The organism is Microbacterium sp. DMC48, from assembly GCF_056313825.1.
The window spans coordinates 554,387-572,389 of sequence record NZ_JBQUZN010000003.1; the positions used below are offsets into that span (position 1 = coordinate 554,387).

At 68.1% G+C, this 18,003-nt stretch carries 27 protein-coding genes; 1 reads left to right on the forward strand and 26 read right to left on the reverse strand.

Annotated elements, in window-relative coordinates:
* Positions 1 to 40: 40 nt before the first annotated feature.
* Positions 41 to 1,993, forward strand: a complete 1,953-nt coding sequence (locus tag ACT53O_RS02590) for an acyltransferase family protein (protein ID WP_476151250.1) — start codon at positions 41 to 43, stop codon at positions 1,991 to 1,993.
* 37 nt (positions 1,994 to 2,030) lie between these two features.
* On the opposite strand, the gene ACT53O_RS02595 is transcribed toward ACT53O_RS02590, so the two are convergent.
* The 26 genes from ACT53O_RS02595 to rplV form a co-directional block, all read right to left on the reverse strand.
* Entirely contained in the window at positions 2,031 to 3,116 is a 1,086-nt protein-coding gene (locus tag ACT53O_RS02595; protein WP_476151251.1) for a GNAT family N-acetyltransferase, read from the reverse strand.
* 114 nt (positions 3,117 to 3,230) lie between these two features.
* A complete protein-coding gene (rplQ, locus tag ACT53O_RS02600; protein WP_476151253.1) occupies positions 3,231 to 3,818 on the reverse strand; it encodes a 50S ribosomal protein L17 in 588 nt (195 codons plus the stop codon).
* A gap of 83 nt (positions 3,819 to 3,901) precedes the next feature.
* Positions 3,902 to 4,891, reverse strand: coding sequence for a DNA-directed RNA polymerase subunit alpha (locus ACT53O_RS02605; protein ID WP_005050489.1), 990 nt, complete (start codon positions 4,889 to 4,891; stop codon positions 3,902 to 3,904).
* A gap of 120 nt (positions 4,892 to 5,011) precedes the next feature.
* A complete protein-coding gene (gene rpsK, locus ACT53O_RS02610) occupies positions 5,012 to 5,410 on the reverse strand; it encodes a 30S ribosomal protein S11 (RefSeq protein WP_005050490.1) in 399 nt (132 codons plus the stop codon).
* A gap of 36 nt (positions 5,411 to 5,446) precedes the next feature.
* Positions 5,447 to 5,827 (reverse strand): 30S ribosomal protein S13, encoded by a 381-nt coding sequence (gene rpsM / locus ACT53O_RS02615; protein ID WP_036320304.1) that lies wholly within the window; start codon positions 5,825 to 5,827, stop codon positions 5,447 to 5,449.
* Positions 5,828 to 6,126: 299 nt separating this feature from the next.
* Entirely contained in the window at positions 6,127 to 6,243 is a 117-nt protein-coding gene (gene rpmJ / locus ACT53O_RS02620; RefSeq protein ID WP_005050492.1) for a 50S ribosomal protein L36, read from the reverse strand.
* A gap of 73 nt (positions 6,244 to 6,316) precedes the next feature.
* Entirely contained in the window at positions 6,317 to 6,538 is a 222-nt protein-coding gene (gene infA, locus ACT53O_RS02625; RefSeq protein ID WP_005050493.1) for a translation initiation factor IF-1, read from the reverse strand.
* 159 nt (positions 6,539 to 6,697) lie between these two features.
* Complete coding sequence (locus ACT53O_RS02630; RefSeq protein WP_476151256.1) at positions 6,698 to 7,384, reverse strand: DsbA family protein; 687 nt, start codon at positions 7,382 to 7,384, stop codon at positions 6,698 to 6,700.
* Positions 7,385 to 7,582: 198 nt separating this feature from the next.
* Complete coding sequence (locus ACT53O_RS02635) at positions 7,583 to 8,386, reverse strand: hypothetical protein (RefSeq protein WP_476151258.1); 804 nt, start codon at positions 8,384 to 8,386, stop codon at positions 7,583 to 7,585.
* A 287-nt stretch (positions 8,387 to 8,673) separates the two neighbouring features.
* A complete protein-coding gene (gene map / locus ACT53O_RS02640; protein ID WP_112932413.1) occupies positions 8,674 to 9,504 on the reverse strand; it encodes a type I methionyl aminopeptidase in 831 nt (276 codons plus the stop codon).
* Complete coding sequence (locus tag ACT53O_RS02645) at positions 9,504 to 10,094, reverse strand: adenylate kinase (RefSeq protein WP_476151260.1); 591 nt, start codon at positions 10,092 to 10,094, stop codon at positions 9,504 to 9,506. Before ACT53O_RS02645 ends, map begins: the two co-directional genes overlap by 1 nt.
* Positions 10,091 to 11,428 (reverse strand): preprotein translocase subunit SecY, encoded by a 1,338-nt coding sequence (gene secY, locus ACT53O_RS02650; protein WP_036284611.1) that lies wholly within the window; start codon positions 11,426 to 11,428, stop codon positions 10,091 to 10,093. The genes ACT53O_RS02645 and secY overlap by 4 nt, the downstream gene beginning before the upstream one ends.
* A gap of 109 nt (positions 11,429 to 11,537) precedes the next feature.
* A complete protein-coding gene (rplO, locus tag ACT53O_RS02655) occupies positions 11,538 to 12,125 on the reverse strand; it encodes a 50S ribosomal protein L15 (RefSeq protein ID WP_005050498.1) in 588 nt (195 codons plus the stop codon).
* Positions 12,125 to 12,310: a 50S ribosomal protein L30 gene (gene rpmD / locus ACT53O_RS02660; protein ID WP_023954062.1), complete on the reverse strand. Its 186-nt coding sequence runs from the start codon at positions 12,308 to 12,310 to the stop codon at positions 12,125 to 12,127. Before rpmD ends, rplO begins: the two co-directional genes overlap by 1 nt.
* On the reverse strand, positions 12,310 to 12,954 hold the full coding sequence (gene rpsE / locus ACT53O_RS02665) for a 30S ribosomal protein S5 (protein ID WP_269429743.1): 645 nt from the start codon (positions 12,952 to 12,954) through the stop codon (positions 12,310 to 12,312). Before rpsE ends, rpmD begins: the two co-directional genes overlap by 1 nt.
* Positions 12,955 to 12,986: 32 nt before the next feature.
* On the reverse strand, positions 12,987 to 13,346 hold the full coding sequence (gene rplR / locus ACT53O_RS02670) for a 50S ribosomal protein L18 (protein ID WP_005050501.1): 360 nt from the start codon (positions 13,344 to 13,346) through the stop codon (positions 12,987 to 12,989).
* A 2-nt stretch (positions 13,347 to 13,348) separates the two neighbouring features.
* Positions 13,349 to 13,885: a 50S ribosomal protein L6 gene (gene rplF, locus ACT53O_RS02675; protein ID WP_036318323.1), complete on the reverse strand. Its 537-nt coding sequence runs from the start codon at positions 13,883 to 13,885 to the stop codon at positions 13,349 to 13,351.
* A gap of 6 nt (positions 13,886 to 13,891) precedes the next feature.
* A complete protein-coding gene (gene rpsH / locus ACT53O_RS02680; RefSeq protein ID WP_005050503.1) occupies positions 13,892 to 14,290 on the reverse strand; it encodes a 30S ribosomal protein S8 in 399 nt (132 codons plus the stop codon).
* An 89-nt stretch (positions 14,291 to 14,379) separates the two neighbouring features.
* On the reverse strand, positions 14,380 to 14,970 hold the full coding sequence (rplE, locus tag ACT53O_RS02685) for a 50S ribosomal protein L5 (protein ID WP_036284609.1): 591 nt from the start codon (positions 14,968 to 14,970) through the stop codon (positions 14,380 to 14,382).
* 2 nt (positions 14,971 to 14,972) lie between these two features.
* Entirely contained in the window at positions 14,973 to 15,332 is a 360-nt protein-coding gene (rplX, locus tag ACT53O_RS02690; RefSeq protein WP_005050505.1) for a 50S ribosomal protein L24, read from the reverse strand.
* Positions 15,333 to 15,337: 5 nt separating this feature from the next.
* Positions 15,338 to 15,706, reverse strand: a complete 369-nt coding sequence (rplN, locus tag ACT53O_RS02695) for a 50S ribosomal protein L14 (RefSeq protein WP_005050506.1) — start codon at positions 15,704 to 15,706, stop codon at positions 15,338 to 15,340.
* Between the two features lie 3 nt (positions 15,707 to 15,709).
* Positions 15,710 to 16,075: a 30S ribosomal protein S17 gene (gene rpsQ, locus ACT53O_RS02700; protein ID WP_036284607.1), complete on the reverse strand. Its 366-nt coding sequence runs from the start codon at positions 16,073 to 16,075 to the stop codon at positions 15,710 to 15,712.
* Positions 16,075 to 16,389, reverse strand: a complete 315-nt coding sequence (rpmC, locus tag ACT53O_RS02705) for a 50S ribosomal protein L29 (RefSeq protein WP_005050508.1) — start codon at positions 16,387 to 16,389, stop codon at positions 16,075 to 16,077. Before rpmC ends, rpsQ begins: the two co-directional genes overlap by 1 nt.
* Positions 16,389 to 16,808, reverse strand: a complete 420-nt coding sequence (gene rplP, locus ACT53O_RS02710; protein WP_016463572.1) for a 50S ribosomal protein L16 — start codon at positions 16,806 to 16,808, stop codon at positions 16,389 to 16,391. Before rplP ends, rpmC begins: the two co-directional genes overlap by 1 nt.
* Positions 16,808 to 17,569: a 30S ribosomal protein S3 gene (gene rpsC / locus ACT53O_RS02715; protein ID WP_016463573.1), complete on the reverse strand. Its 762-nt coding sequence runs from the start codon at positions 17,567 to 17,569 to the stop codon at positions 16,808 to 16,810. Before rpsC ends, rplP begins: the two co-directional genes overlap by 1 nt.
* The gene (gene rplV, locus ACT53O_RS02720) at positions 17,569 to 17,967 is read right to left on the reverse strand and encodes a 50S ribosomal protein L22 (protein WP_016463574.1); all 399 of its coding nucleotides are present in this window, start codon (positions 17,965 to 17,967) and stop codon (positions 17,569 to 17,571) included. The genes rpsC and rplV overlap by 1 nt, the downstream gene beginning before the upstream one ends.
* Positions 17,968 to 18,003: the final 36 nt, after the last annotated feature.

Sequence of the window (18,003 nt, forward strand, 5' to 3'; positions counted from 1 at the left end):
GGAACCGCCCCGGAACCCCCTCGGAACCCCAGTGCCCGCCATGACCTCCCCCTCCCCTCGTTTCGCCGGCCTCGACGGCCTGCGCGCGCTCGCCGTGCTGCTCGTGGTCGTGTACCACCTGTTCCCCGGCTGGCTCCTGCAGAGCGGCTTCGTCGGCGTCGACGTCTTCTTCGTCATCTCGGGCTTTCTCATCACGTCGCTGCTGCTGCGCGAACACGACCGCACCGGCCGCATCGCCCTCGGCGCGTTCTGGGCGCGCCGCGCCCGCCGGCTGCTGCCGGCCCTCGCCGTGGTGGTCACCGTGAGCGCCAGCGTCGCCTGGCTCATCGGTGGGGACGTTCTGCTGGGGCTCGGTCGACAGGTGCTCGGCGCGATCACGTTCTCCTACAACTGGGCGTCGATCTCGGCCGGCGCGTCCTACTTCGCCGGGACGCAGCCCGAGCTGCTGCGAAACCTGTGGTCGCTCGCGGTGGAGGAGCAGTTCTACGTGCTCTGGCCGCTGCTTCTGCCCGTGTTCCTCCTGCTGCCACGCCGCGGCATGCGCGCCGCCGTCGCGATGGTCCTGGCCGCGGCATCCCTGGCCTGGGCAGCGCAGCTCGTAGGCATCGGCGCGGGCTCGGTCGACCTGACGCGCGCGTATTACGGCACCGATACGCACGCCTTCGGCCTGCTGCTCGGCGTCGCACTGGCCTTCGCGCTCGCCGGGCGCACCGCGTGGAGCGCGTCCGCGCGCCCGTCCATCGGCGGCGTCGTGCCCGCCTGGACCGCGGTCATCGGCACGGCGAGTGTGATCGGCATCATCATCGTCGGTGCGCTGCCGGCCGGGGCGGAGCGCTATCCGCTCGTGCCGGCGATCGCGAGTGCACTGACCGCGGTCGCGATCGCGGCGGCGACACACGCCGGCTCCTGGTTCGGGCACGCCCTCGACGTCGCGCCGCTGCGCTGGATCGGCGAGCGCTCCTACGGCATCTACCTGTGGCACTGGCCTATCGTCGTCCTGCTCGCCCTCGCGACCACGGGCGGCTTCCTCGAGGAATCCGTGCCGGTCAGCGTCGGGCTCGGCGCCGCCGCCCTCACGCTCGGCGTCTCCGCGGCCTCGTACCGCCTGCTCGAACAGCCCGTGCGCCGGCTCGGCTTCCGGGGCGCGGGGCAAGCACTGTGGGCGCGCCTGCACTCCACGCCGTCGCGGCGGTTCGGCGCGATCGCGACCGTCGGTGTCGGGGCGCTCGTGCTCGGCGGCACGACGGCCGCCGTCGCCGCCGCCCCGCCGGTCAGCTCCAGCCAGGCGGTGGTCGAGGCGGGCCAGCGTGCGCTCGACGCGGCATCCGCCGCCCCCACTCCGTCGGGCGGCCGCGCCGCCTCACCGACGGCGACACCCATCGCCACGGCGACGCAGGGCCCCGACGGCGAGCCGCTGCCCCCTGCACCGGTCACCGTGAGCGGCGACCGGGTGACGGCCGTCGGCGACTCGGTGATGCTGGCCTCGGCCGGCGGCCTGCTCGACGAGCTGCCCGGCGTGCAGATCGACGCCGAAGTCTCGCGCTCGATGTGGGCGGGCAGCAAGATCATCGACCGGCTCTCCGACCAGGGTGCCCTGCGTGACTACGTCGTCGTGGGCCTCGGCACCAACGGCCCCGTCGATTCGGACGCCCTCCAGGACATCTACGACCGCGTCGGTCGCGACCGCACGCTCGTTCTGGTCACGGCGTTCGCTCCCCGCGACTGGATCCCGGGCGTCAATGCCGAGCTGACCGCGTTCGCGGCGAGCCATCCCGGCGTCGTCATCGCCGACTGGTCCGGCGCGATCGCGCCGCACGCCGATGTGCTCGCCGGCGACGGCATCCATCCGGGCGAGACCGGCGGGCGCATCTACGCCGACACCGTCACCCACGCCGTCGATGCCGTGGCGAATCAGCGCGCGCAGACGCGCTACCAGGTGCAGCTGATCCGCTGGGCGACGAGTCGGACGTTCGCCCCCGCACCGTCGTCCTGAGCCGCCCGCGGCGCCGCGGGCGTGCGCAGCGGGCGCCTCAGATGTGCGCGACCAGGGCGACCGACCGTTCGTCCGCCACGAAGCCCAGCCCCTCGTAGAGGGCGTCGGCTCCCGTCGGGCTCGCGGTGTCGACGTCGAGCACCGCTTTCTGCAGACCGGCATCGGCGATCGCACGCAACGTCGCCGCGACGACCGCGGGAGCCAGTCCCTGCCGACGGCGCGCCCGCACGACACCGATGAGGTCGATGTACGAGTTCGAGGCGCCCAGACTCACCCAGTCCTCCTCGTTCACCGACGCGAGACAGAAAGCGGCGATGGTGCCGTCGGCCTCGACGACCAGCCGGGACAGATCGGGGCGGAAGAACTCGCCGCCGACGAACTTGGCCCACGACTCGGGCTGGCTCGGCAGGCTTCCCCAGTGATCGCGGAACGCATCGTTGCGCGCCAGACGGGCGTCGTCATCACGATCGTGCGTGTACGCCACGATGCGCAGCCCGCCCTCCCGCGCCGCGGCCGGCAGCGACACCTCCGGCGCACCGTCGGTCAGATCGCGCAGCATCGTGGCGAACCAGCGTTCGGCGGCCAGACCCGCCGACTCGGCGAGCCTCTGATTGCCGCGGTTCGACTCCTCGGCGTACACCCGCAGCTGAGCGCTCCAGTCATCGCCCGGCACGTCGGGCAGCGCGCCCGCGGCCTCCGCCAGCTGCTCGAGGCCGCGCGCGTACTGCCAGCCGAACACCGCGCTGCCGATCCCGCGGCGCCACAGCGTCGGCAGCACCGCACCCGACAGGTGCACGTTCAGGGCGCCCTCGCGCGAAGGGTGGAGGAAGGAGCTTCCGAACGCGATCACGGTACCCTCGGCATCCAGCGCCAGCACGGTGTCGCGGGAGTGGTCGATGTGCGCAAGATCGAAGGTGTCGGCGACGTCCTCGCGCGGAGTGGTCCAGGTCGGGTGGTCGACACGCTCCGCCGCCACCATCACGGCGTGGATGGCGTCGATGTCGTCGGCCGTCGCGGTGCGCCACGACGCGACCTCCGGATGCCGTGGCAGCACCGGTCCGAGCTCGGATCCGGACCGGCGGCGGAACTGGTCGATGCGCGCACTCAGCGATGGCTCACTCACTCGGGCCACTGTAGTGGGGACGCGCGTGGGGCGCACGCGCGGAGCCGGCCGCGGCGCGAAAAGAGAAGGCCCGCACCCCTGACGGGTGCGGGCCTTCTCGAACGACAGCCGTGCTTACTTCGCGGCGTCCTCGGCGGCAGCCTCGGCCGCGGCGCCCTCCTCGGGCGACTCGGCACCTGCGGCGGCGGCGTCGTCGGCGACGACCTCGGCCGCGGCATCCTGAGCCTCGTCGGCCTCGGCGACCGCGTCGGTGGCGGTCTCCTCGACGGCATCCTCATCCTTGGCCGGGGTGGCGACCGGAGCGGCAGCGGCCGCCTTCTTGGTCGACTTCGGCTTCGGGTTGACCGGCTCGAGGACGAGCTCGATCACGGCCATCGGCGCGTTGTCGCCCTTGCGGTTGCCGATCTTCGTGATGCGGGTGTAACCGCCCTCACGCTCGGCGACCAGCGGCGCGATCTCGGCGAACAGCTCGTGGACGGCGTCCTTGTTGCCGAGGACGGACAGCACGCGACGGCGCGCGTGCAGGTCGCCACGCTTGGCGAACGTGACCATGCGCTCGGCGAGCGGGCGCAGGCGCTTGGCCTTGGTCTCGGTCGTCGTGATCGACTTGTGGGTGAACAGCGCCGAGGCCAGGTTGGCCAGCAGCAGACGCTCGTGGGCGGGGCCGCCTCCGAGGCGGGGACCCTTGGTGGGCTTGGGCATGTCAGTTACTCCAGAGGGAAAAGGTCAGCGAACCGGTCGGGGCCGGTGCGCGCAGAAGGTCTTGCCGTTGCGAGCGCGGAGGCTCAGAGGGCCTCGTCGTCGTAGCCGCCGTAGAAGTGCGCACCGTCGAACCCGGGGACCGAGTCCTTCAGCGACAGGCCGAGGGAGACGAGCTTGTCGCGCACCTCGTCGACCGACTTCTGACCGAAGTTGCGGATGTTCATCAGCTGCGTCTCGGAGAGGGCGACCAGCTCCGACACCGTGTTGATGCCCTCGCGCTTGAGGCAGTTGTACGAACGCACCGACAGATCGAGGTCCTCGATCGGCATCGACAGCTCGTTGGTGAGAACCTCGGCGACCGGCGCGGGACCGATCTCGATGCCCTCGGCCTCGACGTTCAACTCGCGAGCGAGACCGAACAGCTCGGTGAGCGTGCGCCCGGCCGACGCGACGGCGTCGCGCGGGGAGATCGACGGCTTGGCCTCGACGTCCAGGACGAGCTTGTCGAAGTCGGTGCGCTCACCGGCACGCGTGGCGTCGACGCGGTACGAGACCTTCAGAACGGGCGAGTAGATCGAGTCGATCGGGATCTGGCCCGCCTCGGCGTACTCGTTGCGGTTCTGGGTGGCCGACACGTAGCCACGGCCGCGCTCGATCGTGAGCTCGAGCTCGAACTTCGCCGAGTCGTTGAGCGTCGCGATGACCAGCTCGGGGTTGTGCACCTCGACACCCGCCGGAGCGGAGATGTCGGCGGCGGTGACCTCGCCGGCGCCGGTCTTGCGCAGGTAGGCGGTGATCGGCTCGTCGCGCTCCGAGGAGACGACCAGCTGCTTGATGTTGAGGATGATCTCGGTGACATCCTCCTTCACGCCCGGGATGGTGCTGAACTCGTGCAGCACGCCGTCGATGCGGATGCTGGTGACAGCCGCGCCGGGGATCGAGGACAGCAGGCTGCGGCGCAGCGCGTTGCCGATCGTGTAGCCGAAGCCGGGCTCCAGCGGCTCGATGACGAAGCGGCTGCGGAACTCGCCGATCTTCTCCTCGGTCAGAGTGGGACGCTGTGCAATGAGCACTATGTGTTCCTTTCCGTCACGTGCCCGCTATATGACACGTGCGATTGCAAGAGGTGTTGAGTTTTCAAAGACGACGGATGCCGGGTGCCGCCCGCGATGCGGGGGCACCCGGCCCGGAAGTCAGACGCGGCGACGCTTCGGCGGACGGCAGCCGTTGTGCGCCTGCGGGGTGACGTCGGAGATCGACCCCACCTCGAGGCCGGCGGCCTGCAGCGAACGGATCGCGGTCTCGCGACCCGAACCCGGGCCCTTCACGAAGACGTCGACCTTCTTGACGCCGTGCTCGGCGGCCTGGCGGGCGGCCGACTCGGCGGCCATGCCGGCGGCGTACGGGGTCGACTTGCGCGAGCCCTTGAAGCCCACTCCACCCGAGGACGCCCAGCTGATGACAGCGCCCGAGGGGTCGGTGATCGAAACGATCGTGTTGTTGAACGTCGACTTGATGTGGGCCTGGCCCAGCGCGATGTTCTTCTTCTCCTTGCGGCGCGGCTTGCGCGCAGCGGTCTTGGCCTGTGCCATGTGTCTGTTCTCCTAAACCTGTACCGGGGGCCGCGCTTACTTGCGGCCGGCCTTCTTCTTGCCGGCGACGGTGCGCTTCGGGCCCTTGCGGGTACGCGCGTTGGTCTTGGTGCGCTGACCGCGCACCGGAAGGCCGCGGCGGTGACGCAGACCCTCGTACGAGCCGATCTCGACCTTGCGGCGGATGTCGGCGGCGACCTCACGGCGCAGGTCACCCTCCACCTTGTAGTTGCCTTCGATGTGGTCGCGCAGCGCGACCAGCTGGTCGTCGGTGAGGTCCTTGACGCGGATCGACTCGTCGATCTCGGTGGCCTTGAGGATCTCGACCGAACGGGTACGGCCGATGCCGTAGATGTACGTGAGGGCGATCACCACGCGCTTGTCGCGCGGGATGTCAACGCCGGCAAGACGTGCCATGCGGTTCTCCTAGGAGTAGTGGAGGTGTGGAGCAGGATCGGTGCCCGGGCCTCCGCCCCGAGGTGTCCCCTCCGAAGAGGATCTGATCCTGCCTGTGTGCTGACTGTTTCCAGTCGGTGCGAACGTTGCGCCGTTCTCGGACCGCTGGTCGTTGAGCGAGCGCAGCGAGTCGAAGCGCGCCGTTCGCGGTATGGAGTTGTGTCTTCGTGCTGAGGTTTCGGCTCGACCGCTGCGCGGCCTTGCTCAACCTTGAGTCGCGAGCGGATCAGCGCGGCGTCGCCGCGGTGATGCGCTCCGACTCAACCCTGGCGCTGCTTGTGACGCGGGTTCGACTTGCAGATCACCATGACGCGACCGTGGCGGCGGATGACCTTGCAGTGGTCGCAGATGGGCTTGACGGAGGGGTTGACCTTCATGATTTTCCTGTTCGCTGTCTTCGAGTCGGACGGGATGCCTCGGCATCCGCCCGCTCGTTACTTCTCGACCGGTCTAGCGGTAGCGGTAGACGATGCGACCGCGCGTGAGGTCGTAGGGCGAGAGCTCCACGACGACGCGGTCTTCGGGGATGATGCGGATGTAGTTCTGCCGCATCTTGCCGGAGATCGTGGCGAGTACCTTGTGTCCGTTGGTGAGCTCAACGCGGAACATCGCGTTGGGCAGCGCTTCAGACACGACGCCCTCGATTTCGATGACACCGTCTTTCTTAGCCATAGCCTCGCTGACGCTTGTGCAGACCGGTCGGTCTGCGGTGAGTGGGATGTGGTGCGGCGACACGCCAATGAAGGCGCAAGGCACCAAAGATTCAGTGTACGTGATAGAGGGCCGCACGGCAAACTGCCGTACGGCCCTCGCGCTCGTCTCAGACGCGCGTCACTTGAAGAGGGAGGCGAACTGACCCTTCGCCGGAATGGTCTGGTTCGAGATGACCGTTCCGTTGATCGCGAGAGTGGGCGTGCCGATGCCGCTCGATCCCGGCTGGACCGGCGTCTTCTGCGTCATCGAGGTGACGAACTTCGAATAGGTGCCGTCCGTCACGCACGAGTCGATACCCGTGACGCCGACGCCCTTCGCGATGTCGATGATCTGCTGATCGGTCAGGCCCGTCGAGTTCTCCTCGGGCTGGTTCTTGTACATCGCCTGCATGAACGCGACGACCTTGTCGGGGTCGGCCTGCGCGACGCAGTACATGGCGTTGGCGGACCGCGTCGAGTAGTTGGTTCCCTGCGAGTAGCGGTCCAGGATCGCGATCGGGTGGATGTTGAGCGTGATCGTGCCCTTGTTCGCCAGATCGAGGATCTCGGGGCCATACGTGGTCTCGAACTGGTTGCAAATGGGGCACATGAAGTCGATGTAGGTGTCGAGGGTCTGCTCTCCCGAGCCGACGGCGATCGCGCCCGTCTCCTGGTTGATGCCCGCACCCGCCGGTGCCGTGCCGGGGTCCGTGGCTGCCCGGTTCATCCACACCACGAGCGCGATGACCAGCGCGACCACGACGACGACCGCCACGCTCACCCAGATCGCGAACCAGTTCCTCTTACCCGCTGCTGCCTGCGCCATAACCTCGATGCCTCTCCGATATGCGGCTGTCGCCGCCGTCCTACCATTGTGGCTCACGCACTCTTATGCGTTGCCCGTGAAAGCCGTGACTTCACCCGCCCCCACCCCGCCGAGCCGCTACGTCGCCCGCGACCCGCCATGTTCTCGCGCGCCCTTTCGCGTCGGTTCGGCACGTTCGTAGCGGCTCGGCGTGACCGGTCAGCGTTGCGGATGGATGCCGAACGCGCGCAGGCGTGCACCCAGGTGGGCTGCCGTGGCGATGTCGGCCGTGCCCCAGCGCACGAGTCGCCGTCCCGTGGTCCCGCGGATCCAGTCCTCGCGCTGCTTCTCTTCCATGACCACCCGCTCCACCCCGACGCCCTCGCCCCGCATCGCAGGATCGAGGTACTTTCCCTCGCCGTCGTACTCGCCCCAGACTCCGACGTCATCCAGCGCGAAGTCGACATGGACCAGGCGCGAGCCCGGACCGGCGACCGGGACCTGCAGACGCGGCGTGGCGAAGCCGAGGTCGCCGATGTAGAGCCGGCTCACGCTCTCCCCGGGCGAAGCGGCACGACCATCGGCGAGTTCCAGCATCCGCCGGGCGGGCCGGACCCCACGGCCACCGCACGGCAGCCGCTGCGCAACCTGCCGGCGCAGACTCTCCGCCGCCTCCACGTCGTACCCGTTCCACGACCAGGCGGCACGGCGAAGCGCGGCGTCTGCGAGGGAGAGTCCTGTCTCGAAGGATGCCGAGCGCAGCACGTCCGCGACCGTGCGGGCCAGTCCGGTGCAGAGCACGCCCTGGCGCATCGTCATGTCGCTCGAGGCGACGGCAACCTGGTGACGTGCGACCAACGGCTCGGATGCGCGTACGTGCCCGCTCGCTGCGCGTCCACTGAGGTGCACGCGGCGGGGTTCGACGCGAAACAGCGGCAATTCCCAGAGGACGGCCGCCGAGGCATGGGAGTAGACGAGCTCCGAGTTCCCCGTGCGACGACGTTCAGCGGCGGCGACACGCATCAGATGACGCCCTTCGCTGTGGACACGGCGCCACCGTTCCGCCTCGGCGTAACACCCGCGATCCACACGGATGAGGGATCCGTGCCGCACCGCCGCATCGGCATCCGGATCTCCCTCTTCGCCCGCGGTGGACAGCAGCCGCCCACGGGGTGCCCTGGGGAGGAACCTTCGTGCACCACGCGAGCCGCTCCTGCGGCGCCGAGCCGACATCCTGCGGCGCGGAGGATGATGTCGGCTCGCGCGGAGGATGGCGGCTCGCGGGGAGCAGAGTGCGCGCAGTGCGCGGGTCAGGCGATGGGGGTGGGGGTGACGCCGAAGGGGGCGAGACCGGCGGCGCCGCCGTCGGCGGCGGTCAGCACCCACACGCCGTTCTCGTGAACGGCGACGCTGTGCTCCCAGTGGCTTCCGTCGCTGCCGTCGACGGTCGTGACCGTCCAGTCGTCGTCCTCGACGAAGGTCTCCTCGGAGCCGGCGGTGATCATCGGTTCGATCGCGACACACAGGCCGGGACGCACCGCGGGGCCCAGGTCGGACACCCGGTAGTTGAAGATCGTCGGGCCCTCGTGCATCCGGCGGCCGATGCCGTGGCCGACGTAGTCGCGAAGGATGCCGTAGCTCTCCCCCGAGCGCTCGATGTAGCCCTGCACCGCGTCACCGATCTCTCCGACGCGCGACGCCGACGCGAGCGCGGCCACGCCCGCCCAGAGCGAGCCCTCGGTCACCTGCGACAGCCGCTCGCGCGACGCCTGCACAACCGGATCCCCGCCGGGGACGACCACCGTGATGGCCGAGTCGCCGTTCCAGCCCTTGAACTGCGCACCGGCATCGATCGACACGATGTCGCCCGGCTCGAGCACGCGCTCCCCGGGGATGCCGTGGACGACCTGGTCGTTCACCGAGATGCAGGTCGTGTGGCGGTAGCCGCGCACGAGCTGGAAGTTCGACTCGGCCCCGCGGGCGAGGATGACCTCGGATGCCGCGGCATCCAGCTCAGCCGTGGTCACGCCCGGGGCGATCAGTGCGCGCACCGCGTCCAGCGCGGCCGCGGTGATCAGACCCGGCTCGACCATCGCACGCAGCTGCGCCGGGGTCTTGTACAGGGAGCGCCGAAGTCCCATCAGGAAGCGGCGATGCCGCGAGCTGCCAGGGCGTCCTGGATGCGCGCGTACACCTCGTCCAGGGAGCCGACACCGTCGATCTGGTCGACGATGCCGCGCTCGCGGTAGACGTCCAGAATGGGCGCCGTCTCGGACTCGTAGATGGCCAGACGCTTCGCGATCGACTCGGCGTTGTCATCGGCGCGACCCTGCTCGGCCGCCCGCAGCGAGAGACGCTGGATGGACTCGTCGCGCGGCACCACCAACTCGATGACCGCGGTGAGGGGCTCGCCCCTCTCGTCCAGGAAACCGTCGAGGTCGCCCACCTGTCCGAGGTTGCGCGGGTAGCCGTCCAGGAGAAAACCACCGGCGGCATCCGGCTGGGCCAGGCGATCGCGCACGATCTCCCCGGTGAGCGCGTCGGGGACGAGGTCGCCCGCGTCGATGATCGCCTTGACCTTCAGACCGAGTTCCGTGCCCTCTTTCACGTTGGCGCGGAACACGTCCCCCGTCGACACGGCGGGGATACCGAGGGCGTCGGCGATGCGCACGCCCTGCGTGCCCTTGCCGGAACCCTGCGGTCCGATGATGATAAGGCGCGCGGCGGTCATCGCAGCAGCCCTTCGTAGTGACGCTGCTGCAGCTGCGCGTCGATCTGCTTGACCGTCTCCAGACCGACACCGACGATGATGAGGATCGAGGCGCCGCCGAACGGGAAGTTCTGGTTGGCGCTGACCGTCGCGAGCGCCACCAGCGGCAGCAGCGCGATGAGCCCGAGGTAGATCGAGCCCGGCAGCGTGATGCGGGTCAGCACGTAGTCGAGGTACTCCGCCGTGGGCCGGCCGGCACGGATGCCGGGGATGAATCCGCCGTACTTCTTCATGTTGTCGGCGACCTCGACGGGGTTGAACGTGATCGCGACGTAGAAGTAGGTGAACCCGACGATGAGCAGGAAGTACAGCAGCATGTAGAGCGGGTGATCGCCCTTCGTCAGATACTGCTGGATCCACGTCACCCAACCGGGGATGTTGCCGTTGGCGTCCGGCGTCTGATTGAACTGGGCGATCAGTGCCGGGATGTACAGCAGCGACGAGGCGAAGATGACCGGCACGACGCCCGCCATGTTCACCTTGATCGGGATGTACGTGTTCGTGCCGCCGAGGGTGCGACGCCCGACCATGCGCTTGGCGTACTGCACGGGGATGCGCCGCTGCGACTGCTCGACGAAGACGACGAGAGCGACGACGACGATGCCGACGGCCAGCACGAGGAGGAAGACCTCGAAACCGCGCGACGTGGCGATGGCCCACATGGCCGCCGGGAACTGCGCCGCGATCGAGGTGAAGATGAGGATGGACATGCCGTTGCCCACGCCACGCTCGGTGACGAGCTCGGCGAACCACATGATGAGGCCGGTGCCGGCGGTCAGCGTGATGATCATCAGCAGCTGGGCCCACCACACGTCGTTGGTGAGCAGCGCGTTGCACTCGGCGATGCCGGTCGTGCCGAAGAGCTGACCCGAGCGTGCCACCGTCACCAGCGTGGTGGATTGCAGGAGCGCCAGCGCGATCGTCAGGTAGCGGGTGTACTGCGTGAGCTTGGCCTGACCGGCCTGCCCCTCCTTGTACAGCGCCTCGAAGTGCGGAATCACGACGCGCAGCAGCTGCACGATGATGGTCGCGGTGATGTAGGGCATGACGCCGAGCGCGAAGATCGACAGCTGCAGGAGCGCGCCGCCGGAGAACAGGTTGACGAGCGAGAGCAGACCCTCACTCGCAGAACCGGTCTGCTGGAGGCAGGACTGCACGTTCGGGAAGCTCACGAAGGGCGCCGGAACGTGCGCACCAAGGCGATAGATGGCGATGATCGCGAGGGTGAAGAAGATCTTCCGCCGGAGATCCGGGGTGCGGAAGACCCGCGCGATGGCGCTGACGGCGCTGAACAAGGGGATTTCCTCCAGAGAGCTGACCGGTGTCTCGATGCGGGTCCGAGGACGCCGCTTCCAGAGTACGGCAACAGGGGCCGGAGGCTCGCCTCCGGCCCCTGCCGTGGAATTACTTGACCGAACCGCCCGCGGCGACGATCTTCTGCTCGGCCGAACCCGAGACCTTGTCGACGGCGACGGTGAGCTTGACCGAGATGTCGCCGGTGCCGAGCACCTTGACCTTCTCGTTCTTGCGCACCGCACCCTTGGCGACGAGGTCGCTGACGGTGACGTCGCCACCGGCCGGGTACAGCTCGGCCAGCTTGTCGAGGTTGACCACCTGGTACTCGACGCGGAACGGGTTCTTGAACCCGCGCAGCTTCGGCGTCCGCATGTGCAGCGGCATCTGACCGCCCTCGAAGCCGACCTTCACCTGGTAGCGGGCCTTCGTGCCCTTGGTGCCACGACCAGCGGTCTTACCCTTCGAGCCCTCACCGCGACCGACACGGGTCTTCGCGGTGTTGGAGCCGGGAACCGGACGCAGGTGGTGGACCTTGAGCACACCGGGGCGCGACACCTCGGCATCCGCCTTCTTGGCGGGAGCCTTCTTCGCGGCCGGCTTCTCGGCGGTCTTCTTGGCAGCCGGCTTGGCGGCGGCCTTCTTCTCGGTGTTCTTCACAGCGACCTCTTCGGTCGCCTTCTCAGCCTTCTCGGCCATCAGTCGATCTCCTCAACCTTGACGAGGTGGGCGACAGTCTTGACGTAGCCGCGCGTCTGCGCGTCGTCGGGACGGACGACCGAGTCGCCGATCCGCTTCAGACCGAGCGAACGCAGCGTGTCGCGCTGGTTCTGCTTCTCGCTCACCTTGGACTTGACCTGGGTCACCTTGAGACGCGCGGCCATCAGGCACCTACCTTCGCAGCGGCCGCGGCGTCGGCCTCGGCACGGATCAGACGGGCGGGAGCCACCTGGTCGAAGTCGAGACCGCGACGAGCGGCGACCGCGCGGGGCTCCTCGAGCTGCTTCAGCGCCTCGACGGTCGCGTGCACGATGTTGATCGTGTTCGACGAACCGAGCGACTTGGAGAGCACGTCGTGGATGCCGGCGCACTCGAGCACGGCGCGCACCGGACCACCGGCGATAACACCGGTACCGGCGGCAGCCGGACGCAGGAGCACGACACCGGCAGCGGCCTCACCCTGCACCGGGTGCGGGATGGAGGAGCCGGTGCGCGGCACACGGAAGAAGTTGCGCTTGGCCTCTTCGACACCCTTGGAGATGGCGAGGGGAACCTCACGCGCCTTGCCGTAGCCGACGCCGACGAGACCGTTGCCATCGCCCACGACGACGAGCGCCGTGAAGCTGAAGCGGCGACCGCCCTTGACGACCTTCGACACGCGGTTGATCGTCACGACGCGCTCGAGGAACTGGCTCTTCTCGGCGTCGCGCGAACCACGGTCGCGGTTGGGGTTGCGCTCGCGACCGCCACGACGGGGCTCGCGGGCCTCGCGCTCGACGGGAGCGGTGGCCGCAGCCTGCTCGGTCACTTCGTTCTCCACATTCTGAGTAGTTGCATCGCTCACAGGTTCAGACCTCCCTCGCGGGCGCCCTCGGCGATCGCTGCGACACGGCCCGCGTAGCGGTTGCCACCGCGGTCGAACACGACGTCCGAGAAGCCGGCCGCCTTGGCGCGCTCGGCGACGAGCTCGCCGACCTTGCGGGCCTTGGCGGTCTTGTCACCGTCGAACGTGCGCAGGTCCGACTCGAGAGTCGAGGCCGACGCGACGGTCACGCCCTTGCTGTCGTCCACGAGCTGGACGAAGACGTGGCGGGCCGAACGGGTGACGACAAGGCGCGGACGGGCCTCGGTGCCCACGACCTTCTTGCGAAGGCGCAGGTGACGACGCGAACGCGCGTCGCTCTTCGACTTGACAGCCATGATTACTTACCAGCCTTTCCGGCCTTGCGGCGAACGACCTCGCCCGCGTAACGCACACCCTTGCCCTTGTAGGGCTCGGGCTTGCGGATCTTGCGGATGTTCGCGGCGGCCTCACCGACGGCCTGCTTCGAGATGCCGCTGACGGTGAGCTTGTTGTTGCCCTCGACGGTCAGCGTGATGCCGGCCGGCGCTTCGACCAGCACGGGGTGCGAGAAGCCGAGCGCGAACTCGACCGCCGTCCCCTTCTGCGCGACGCGGTAACCGGTGCCGACGACCTCGAGGCCCTTGGTGTAGCCCTGGGTGACGCCGATGATGTTGTTGTTGATCAGGGTGCGGGTCAGTCCGTGCAGCGAACGCGACTCGCGCTCGTCGTCGGGACGGGAGACCAGAACCTGGTTCTCCTCGACCTTGACCTCGATGGGCTTGGAGACGGAGAGCGCGAGCTCGCCCTTCGGGCCCTTGACCGTGACATCCTGGCCGTCGACCGAAACGGTCACGCCGGCGGGGATGTCGATGGGAAGACGTCCAATACGCGACATGTCAGATCACCACACGTAGGCGAGGACTTCCCCACCCACGCCCTTCTGCTCTGCCTGGCGGTCGGTGAGAAGACCGGAGGAGGTGGACAGGATCGCGACGCCCAGGCCGCCGAGGACCTTGGGGATCTCGGTCGAGCGTGCGTACACGCGCAGGCCGGGCTTCGAGACGCGCTTGATGCCGGCGATCGACCGCTCGCGGTTCGGGCCGTACTTCAGCGTGAGCGTGAGGGTCTGGCCGACACGAGCGTCGGACACCTCCCAGCCGGAGATGTAGCCCTCCTGCTGGAGGATCTCGGCGATGTGGGTCTTGAGCTTCGAGCTCGGCAGCGACACGGAGTCGTGGTGCGCCGAGTTCGCGTTGCGCAGACGGGTCAGCATGTCAGCGACCGGGTCTGTCATCGTCATTTCTTGGTTTCCTTTGTTCAGCGGTTTCGGATGCCGTTACACGACAGCCGACCTTCTTGATGGACCGACCGGAGAGGTCGGGGGAGGTGTCAGGCCTGGTTCTCGTCCGTCTTGAACGGGAAGCCCAGCTGGCGCAGCAGCGACCGGCCCTCGTCATCCGTCTTCGCCGTGGTGACGATCGTGATGTCGAAGCCGCGGACGCGGTCGATCTTGTCCTGGTTGATCTCGTGGAAGACCGACTGCTCCTGCAGACCGAACGTGTAGTTGCCGTGACCGTCGAACTGCTTGGGCGACAGGCCGCGGAAGTCGCGGATGCGGGGCAGAGCGAGGTTCACGAGGCGGTCCAGGAACTCCCACGCGCGGTCACCGCGGAGGGTGACGTGCGCACCGATGGCCTGGCCCTCACGCAGCTTGAACTGCGCGATGGACTTGCGGGCCTTGGTGACGACGGGCTTCTGACCCGTGATCTTGGTGAGGTCGTCGACCGCACCATCGATCACCTTGGAGTCGCGAGCCGCCTCGCCGACGCCGGTGTTCACGACGACCTTGACGATCCCGGGGATCTGCATGACGTTGGCGTAGCCGAACTCGTCCTGCAGGGCCTTCTTGATCTCGCCCTGGTACTTCTGCTTCAGGCGGGGCTGGATCTTGCCAGCCGCCGCGGCAGTGGTGCTGCTCATGTTCAGAGGTCCTTGCCGCTCTTCTTCGCGTAGCGCACGCGAACGGTGCGCTTCACGCCATCCTTCGTCTGCTCCTCGACACGGTGACCGACCTTGGTCGGCTTCTTGGTCGAGGGGTCGACGAGGGCGACGTTGGAGATGTGGATCGGGGCTTCCATCGTCTCGATGCCGCCCGTCTTGGTGCCGCGCTGGGACTGGCCCACGCGGTTGTGCTTCGTGACGTAGTTGACGCCCTCGACGATGACGCGGTTCTGCTCGACGAGAACGTCGAGGACCTTGCCCTGCTTGCCGCGGTCGCCGCCCTTGTCCTGCTTCTTGCCAGTGATGACCTGAACGAGGTCACCCTTCTTGATCTTGGCCATGAGGGTCAGATCACCTCCGGTGCGAGCGACACGATCTTCATGAACTTCTTGTCACGAAGCTCACGACCGACCGGTCCGAAGATGCGGGTGCCGCGGGGCTCCCCGTCGTTCTTCAGGATGACGGCGGCGTTCTCGTCGAACTTGATGTAGGAGCCGTCGGGACGACGGACCTCCTTCTTGGTGCGGACGATGACGGCCTTGACCACATCGCCCTTCTTGACGTTGCCGCCGGGGATCGCGTCCTTGACGGTCGCGACGATGATGTCGCCGAGACCGGCGTAACGGCGGTTGGAGCCGCCGAGCACACGGATCGTGAGCAGCTCCTTGGCGCCGGTGTTGTCGGCGACCTTGAGGCGGGACTCAGTCTGGATCATTTCTTACTTCGCCTTCTCGAGGATCTCGACCAGGCGCCACCGCTTGGTGGCGCTGAGCGGCCGGGTCTCGTTGATCAGCACGAGGTCGCCGATGCCGGCGCTGTTCTGCTCGTCGTGGGCCTTGACCTTCGACGTGCGACGGATGACCTTACCGTAGAGCGGGTGCTTCACGCGGTCTTCGACCTCGACGACGATCGTCTTGTCCATCTTGTCGCTGACGACGTAGCCACGACGCGACTTGCGGTAGCCACGGGCGTCCGCATCGCGCACGTCGTGGGCAGCCGACTCGTGACCGGCAGCGGGCGCCTCGACGACGGCCTCGGCGGCCGGCGCCTTCTTGGCGGCCTTCTTCTCGGTGGTCTCAGCCATCACTCGGCCTCTTCCTTCGTGGCCTCGGCAGCGTCATCCGCCTTCTTGGCCTTGGTCTTCTTCGCCTTGGACGCGACCTCGACGGGGGCGGGCGTGGCACGGATGCCGAGCTCGCGCTCGCGGATCACGGTGTAGAGCCGCGCGATGTCGCGCTTGACGGCGCGAATGCGGCCGTGGCTCTCGAGCTGGCCGGTGGCCGACTGGAAGCGCAGGTTGAACAGCTCTTCCTTGGCCTTGCGCAGCTCTTCGACGAGGCGCTGGTCCTCGAACGTGTCCAGCTCGCTCGGAGCGAGCGTCTTGGTTCCGACAGCCATTACGCGTCGCCCTCCTCGCGCTTGATGATGCGTGCCTTCAGGGGCAGCTTGTGAATTGCACGGGTGAGCGCCTCGCGAGCGAGCTGCTCGTTGACGCCCGCGACCTCGAACAGGACGCGACCCGGCTTGACGTTGGCGACCCACCACTCCGGCGAACCCTTACCGGAACCCATGCGGGTCTCGGCGGGCTTCTTGGTGAGGGGACGGTCGGGGTAGATGTTGATCCACACCTTGCCGCCACGCTTGATGTGACGCGTCATCGCGATACGAGCGGACTCGATCTGACGGTTGGTCACATACGCGGGGGTGAGGGCCTGGATGCCGAACTCGCCGAAGGAGACCTTCGTGCCGCCGGTGGCCTGGCCCGCGCGACCCGGGTGGTGCTGCTTGCGGTACTTGACCTTACGGGGAATAAGCATTATGCCGATGCTCCTTCTGCGACGGGCGCCTCGTTGCGGGGCGCGCGACGACGGTCGCCACCACGGTCGTCACGACCGCGGGGTGCCTTCGGCGCGTTGGCCTGCTCGCGAGCGAGCTCCTTGTTGGTGAGGTCGCCCTTGTAGATCCAGACCTTCACACCGATGCGGCCGAAGGTGGTCTTGGCCTCGTAGAAGCCGTAGTCGATGTTCGCGCGCAGCGTGTGCAGCGGCACACGACCCTCGCGGTAGAACTCCGAACGGCTCATCTCGGCGCCGCCGAGACGACCCGAGACCTGGATGCGGATGCCCTTGGCGCCGGCGCGCTGTGCGCCCTGCAGACCCTTGCGCATCGCGCGGCGGAAGGCCACGCGGGCGGAGAGCTGCTCGGCGATGCCCTGGGCGACCAGCTGAGCGTCGGCCTCGGGGTTCTTGACCTCGAGGATGTTCAGCTGGATCTGCTTGCCGGTGAGCTTCTCGAGGTCGGCGCGGATGCGCTCGGCCTCGGCGCCGCGGCGACCGATGACGATGCCGGGGCGGGCGGTGTGGATGTCGACGCGGACGCGGTCACGCGTGCGCTCGATCTCGATGCCGCTCACGCCGGCGCGGTCCAGCTGCGTCTGCAGGAGCTTGCGGATCTTGACGTCCTCGGCCACGTAGTCGGCGTAACGCTGTCCCGGCTTCGTGGAGTCGGAGAACCAACGCGACACGTGGTCCGTGGTGATGCCGAGGCGGAAGCCGTACGGGTTGACCTTCTGTCCCATTACTTGCTCGCCTTCTTGTTCGTGGAGCCGGCCGCGGCCTCATCGACCTCGGGGGTCGCGAGCTCGACGGTGATGTGGCTCGTGCGCTTCTTGATCTGGAAGGCGCGGCCCTGTGCGCGGGGCTGGAAACGCTTGAGCGTCGTGCCCTCGTCGACGTACGCGTTGCGCACGTACAGGTCCTGCTCGTCCAGGAACTCGCCGTCCTTGTCAGCCTTCACACGGGCGTTGGCGACCGCAGCGGCGACGAGCTTGTAGATCGGCTCGCTGGCACTCTGGGGCGCGAACTTCAGGATGGCCAGGGCCTCCTGAGCCTGCTTGCCCTTGATCAGCGCGACGACACGACGAGCCTTCTGAGGGGTCACGCGGATGTGCTTCACGCGTGCGATGGAATCCACCATTTCTCTCCTCCTCTAGTCCTCTCTAGGAACGCCACC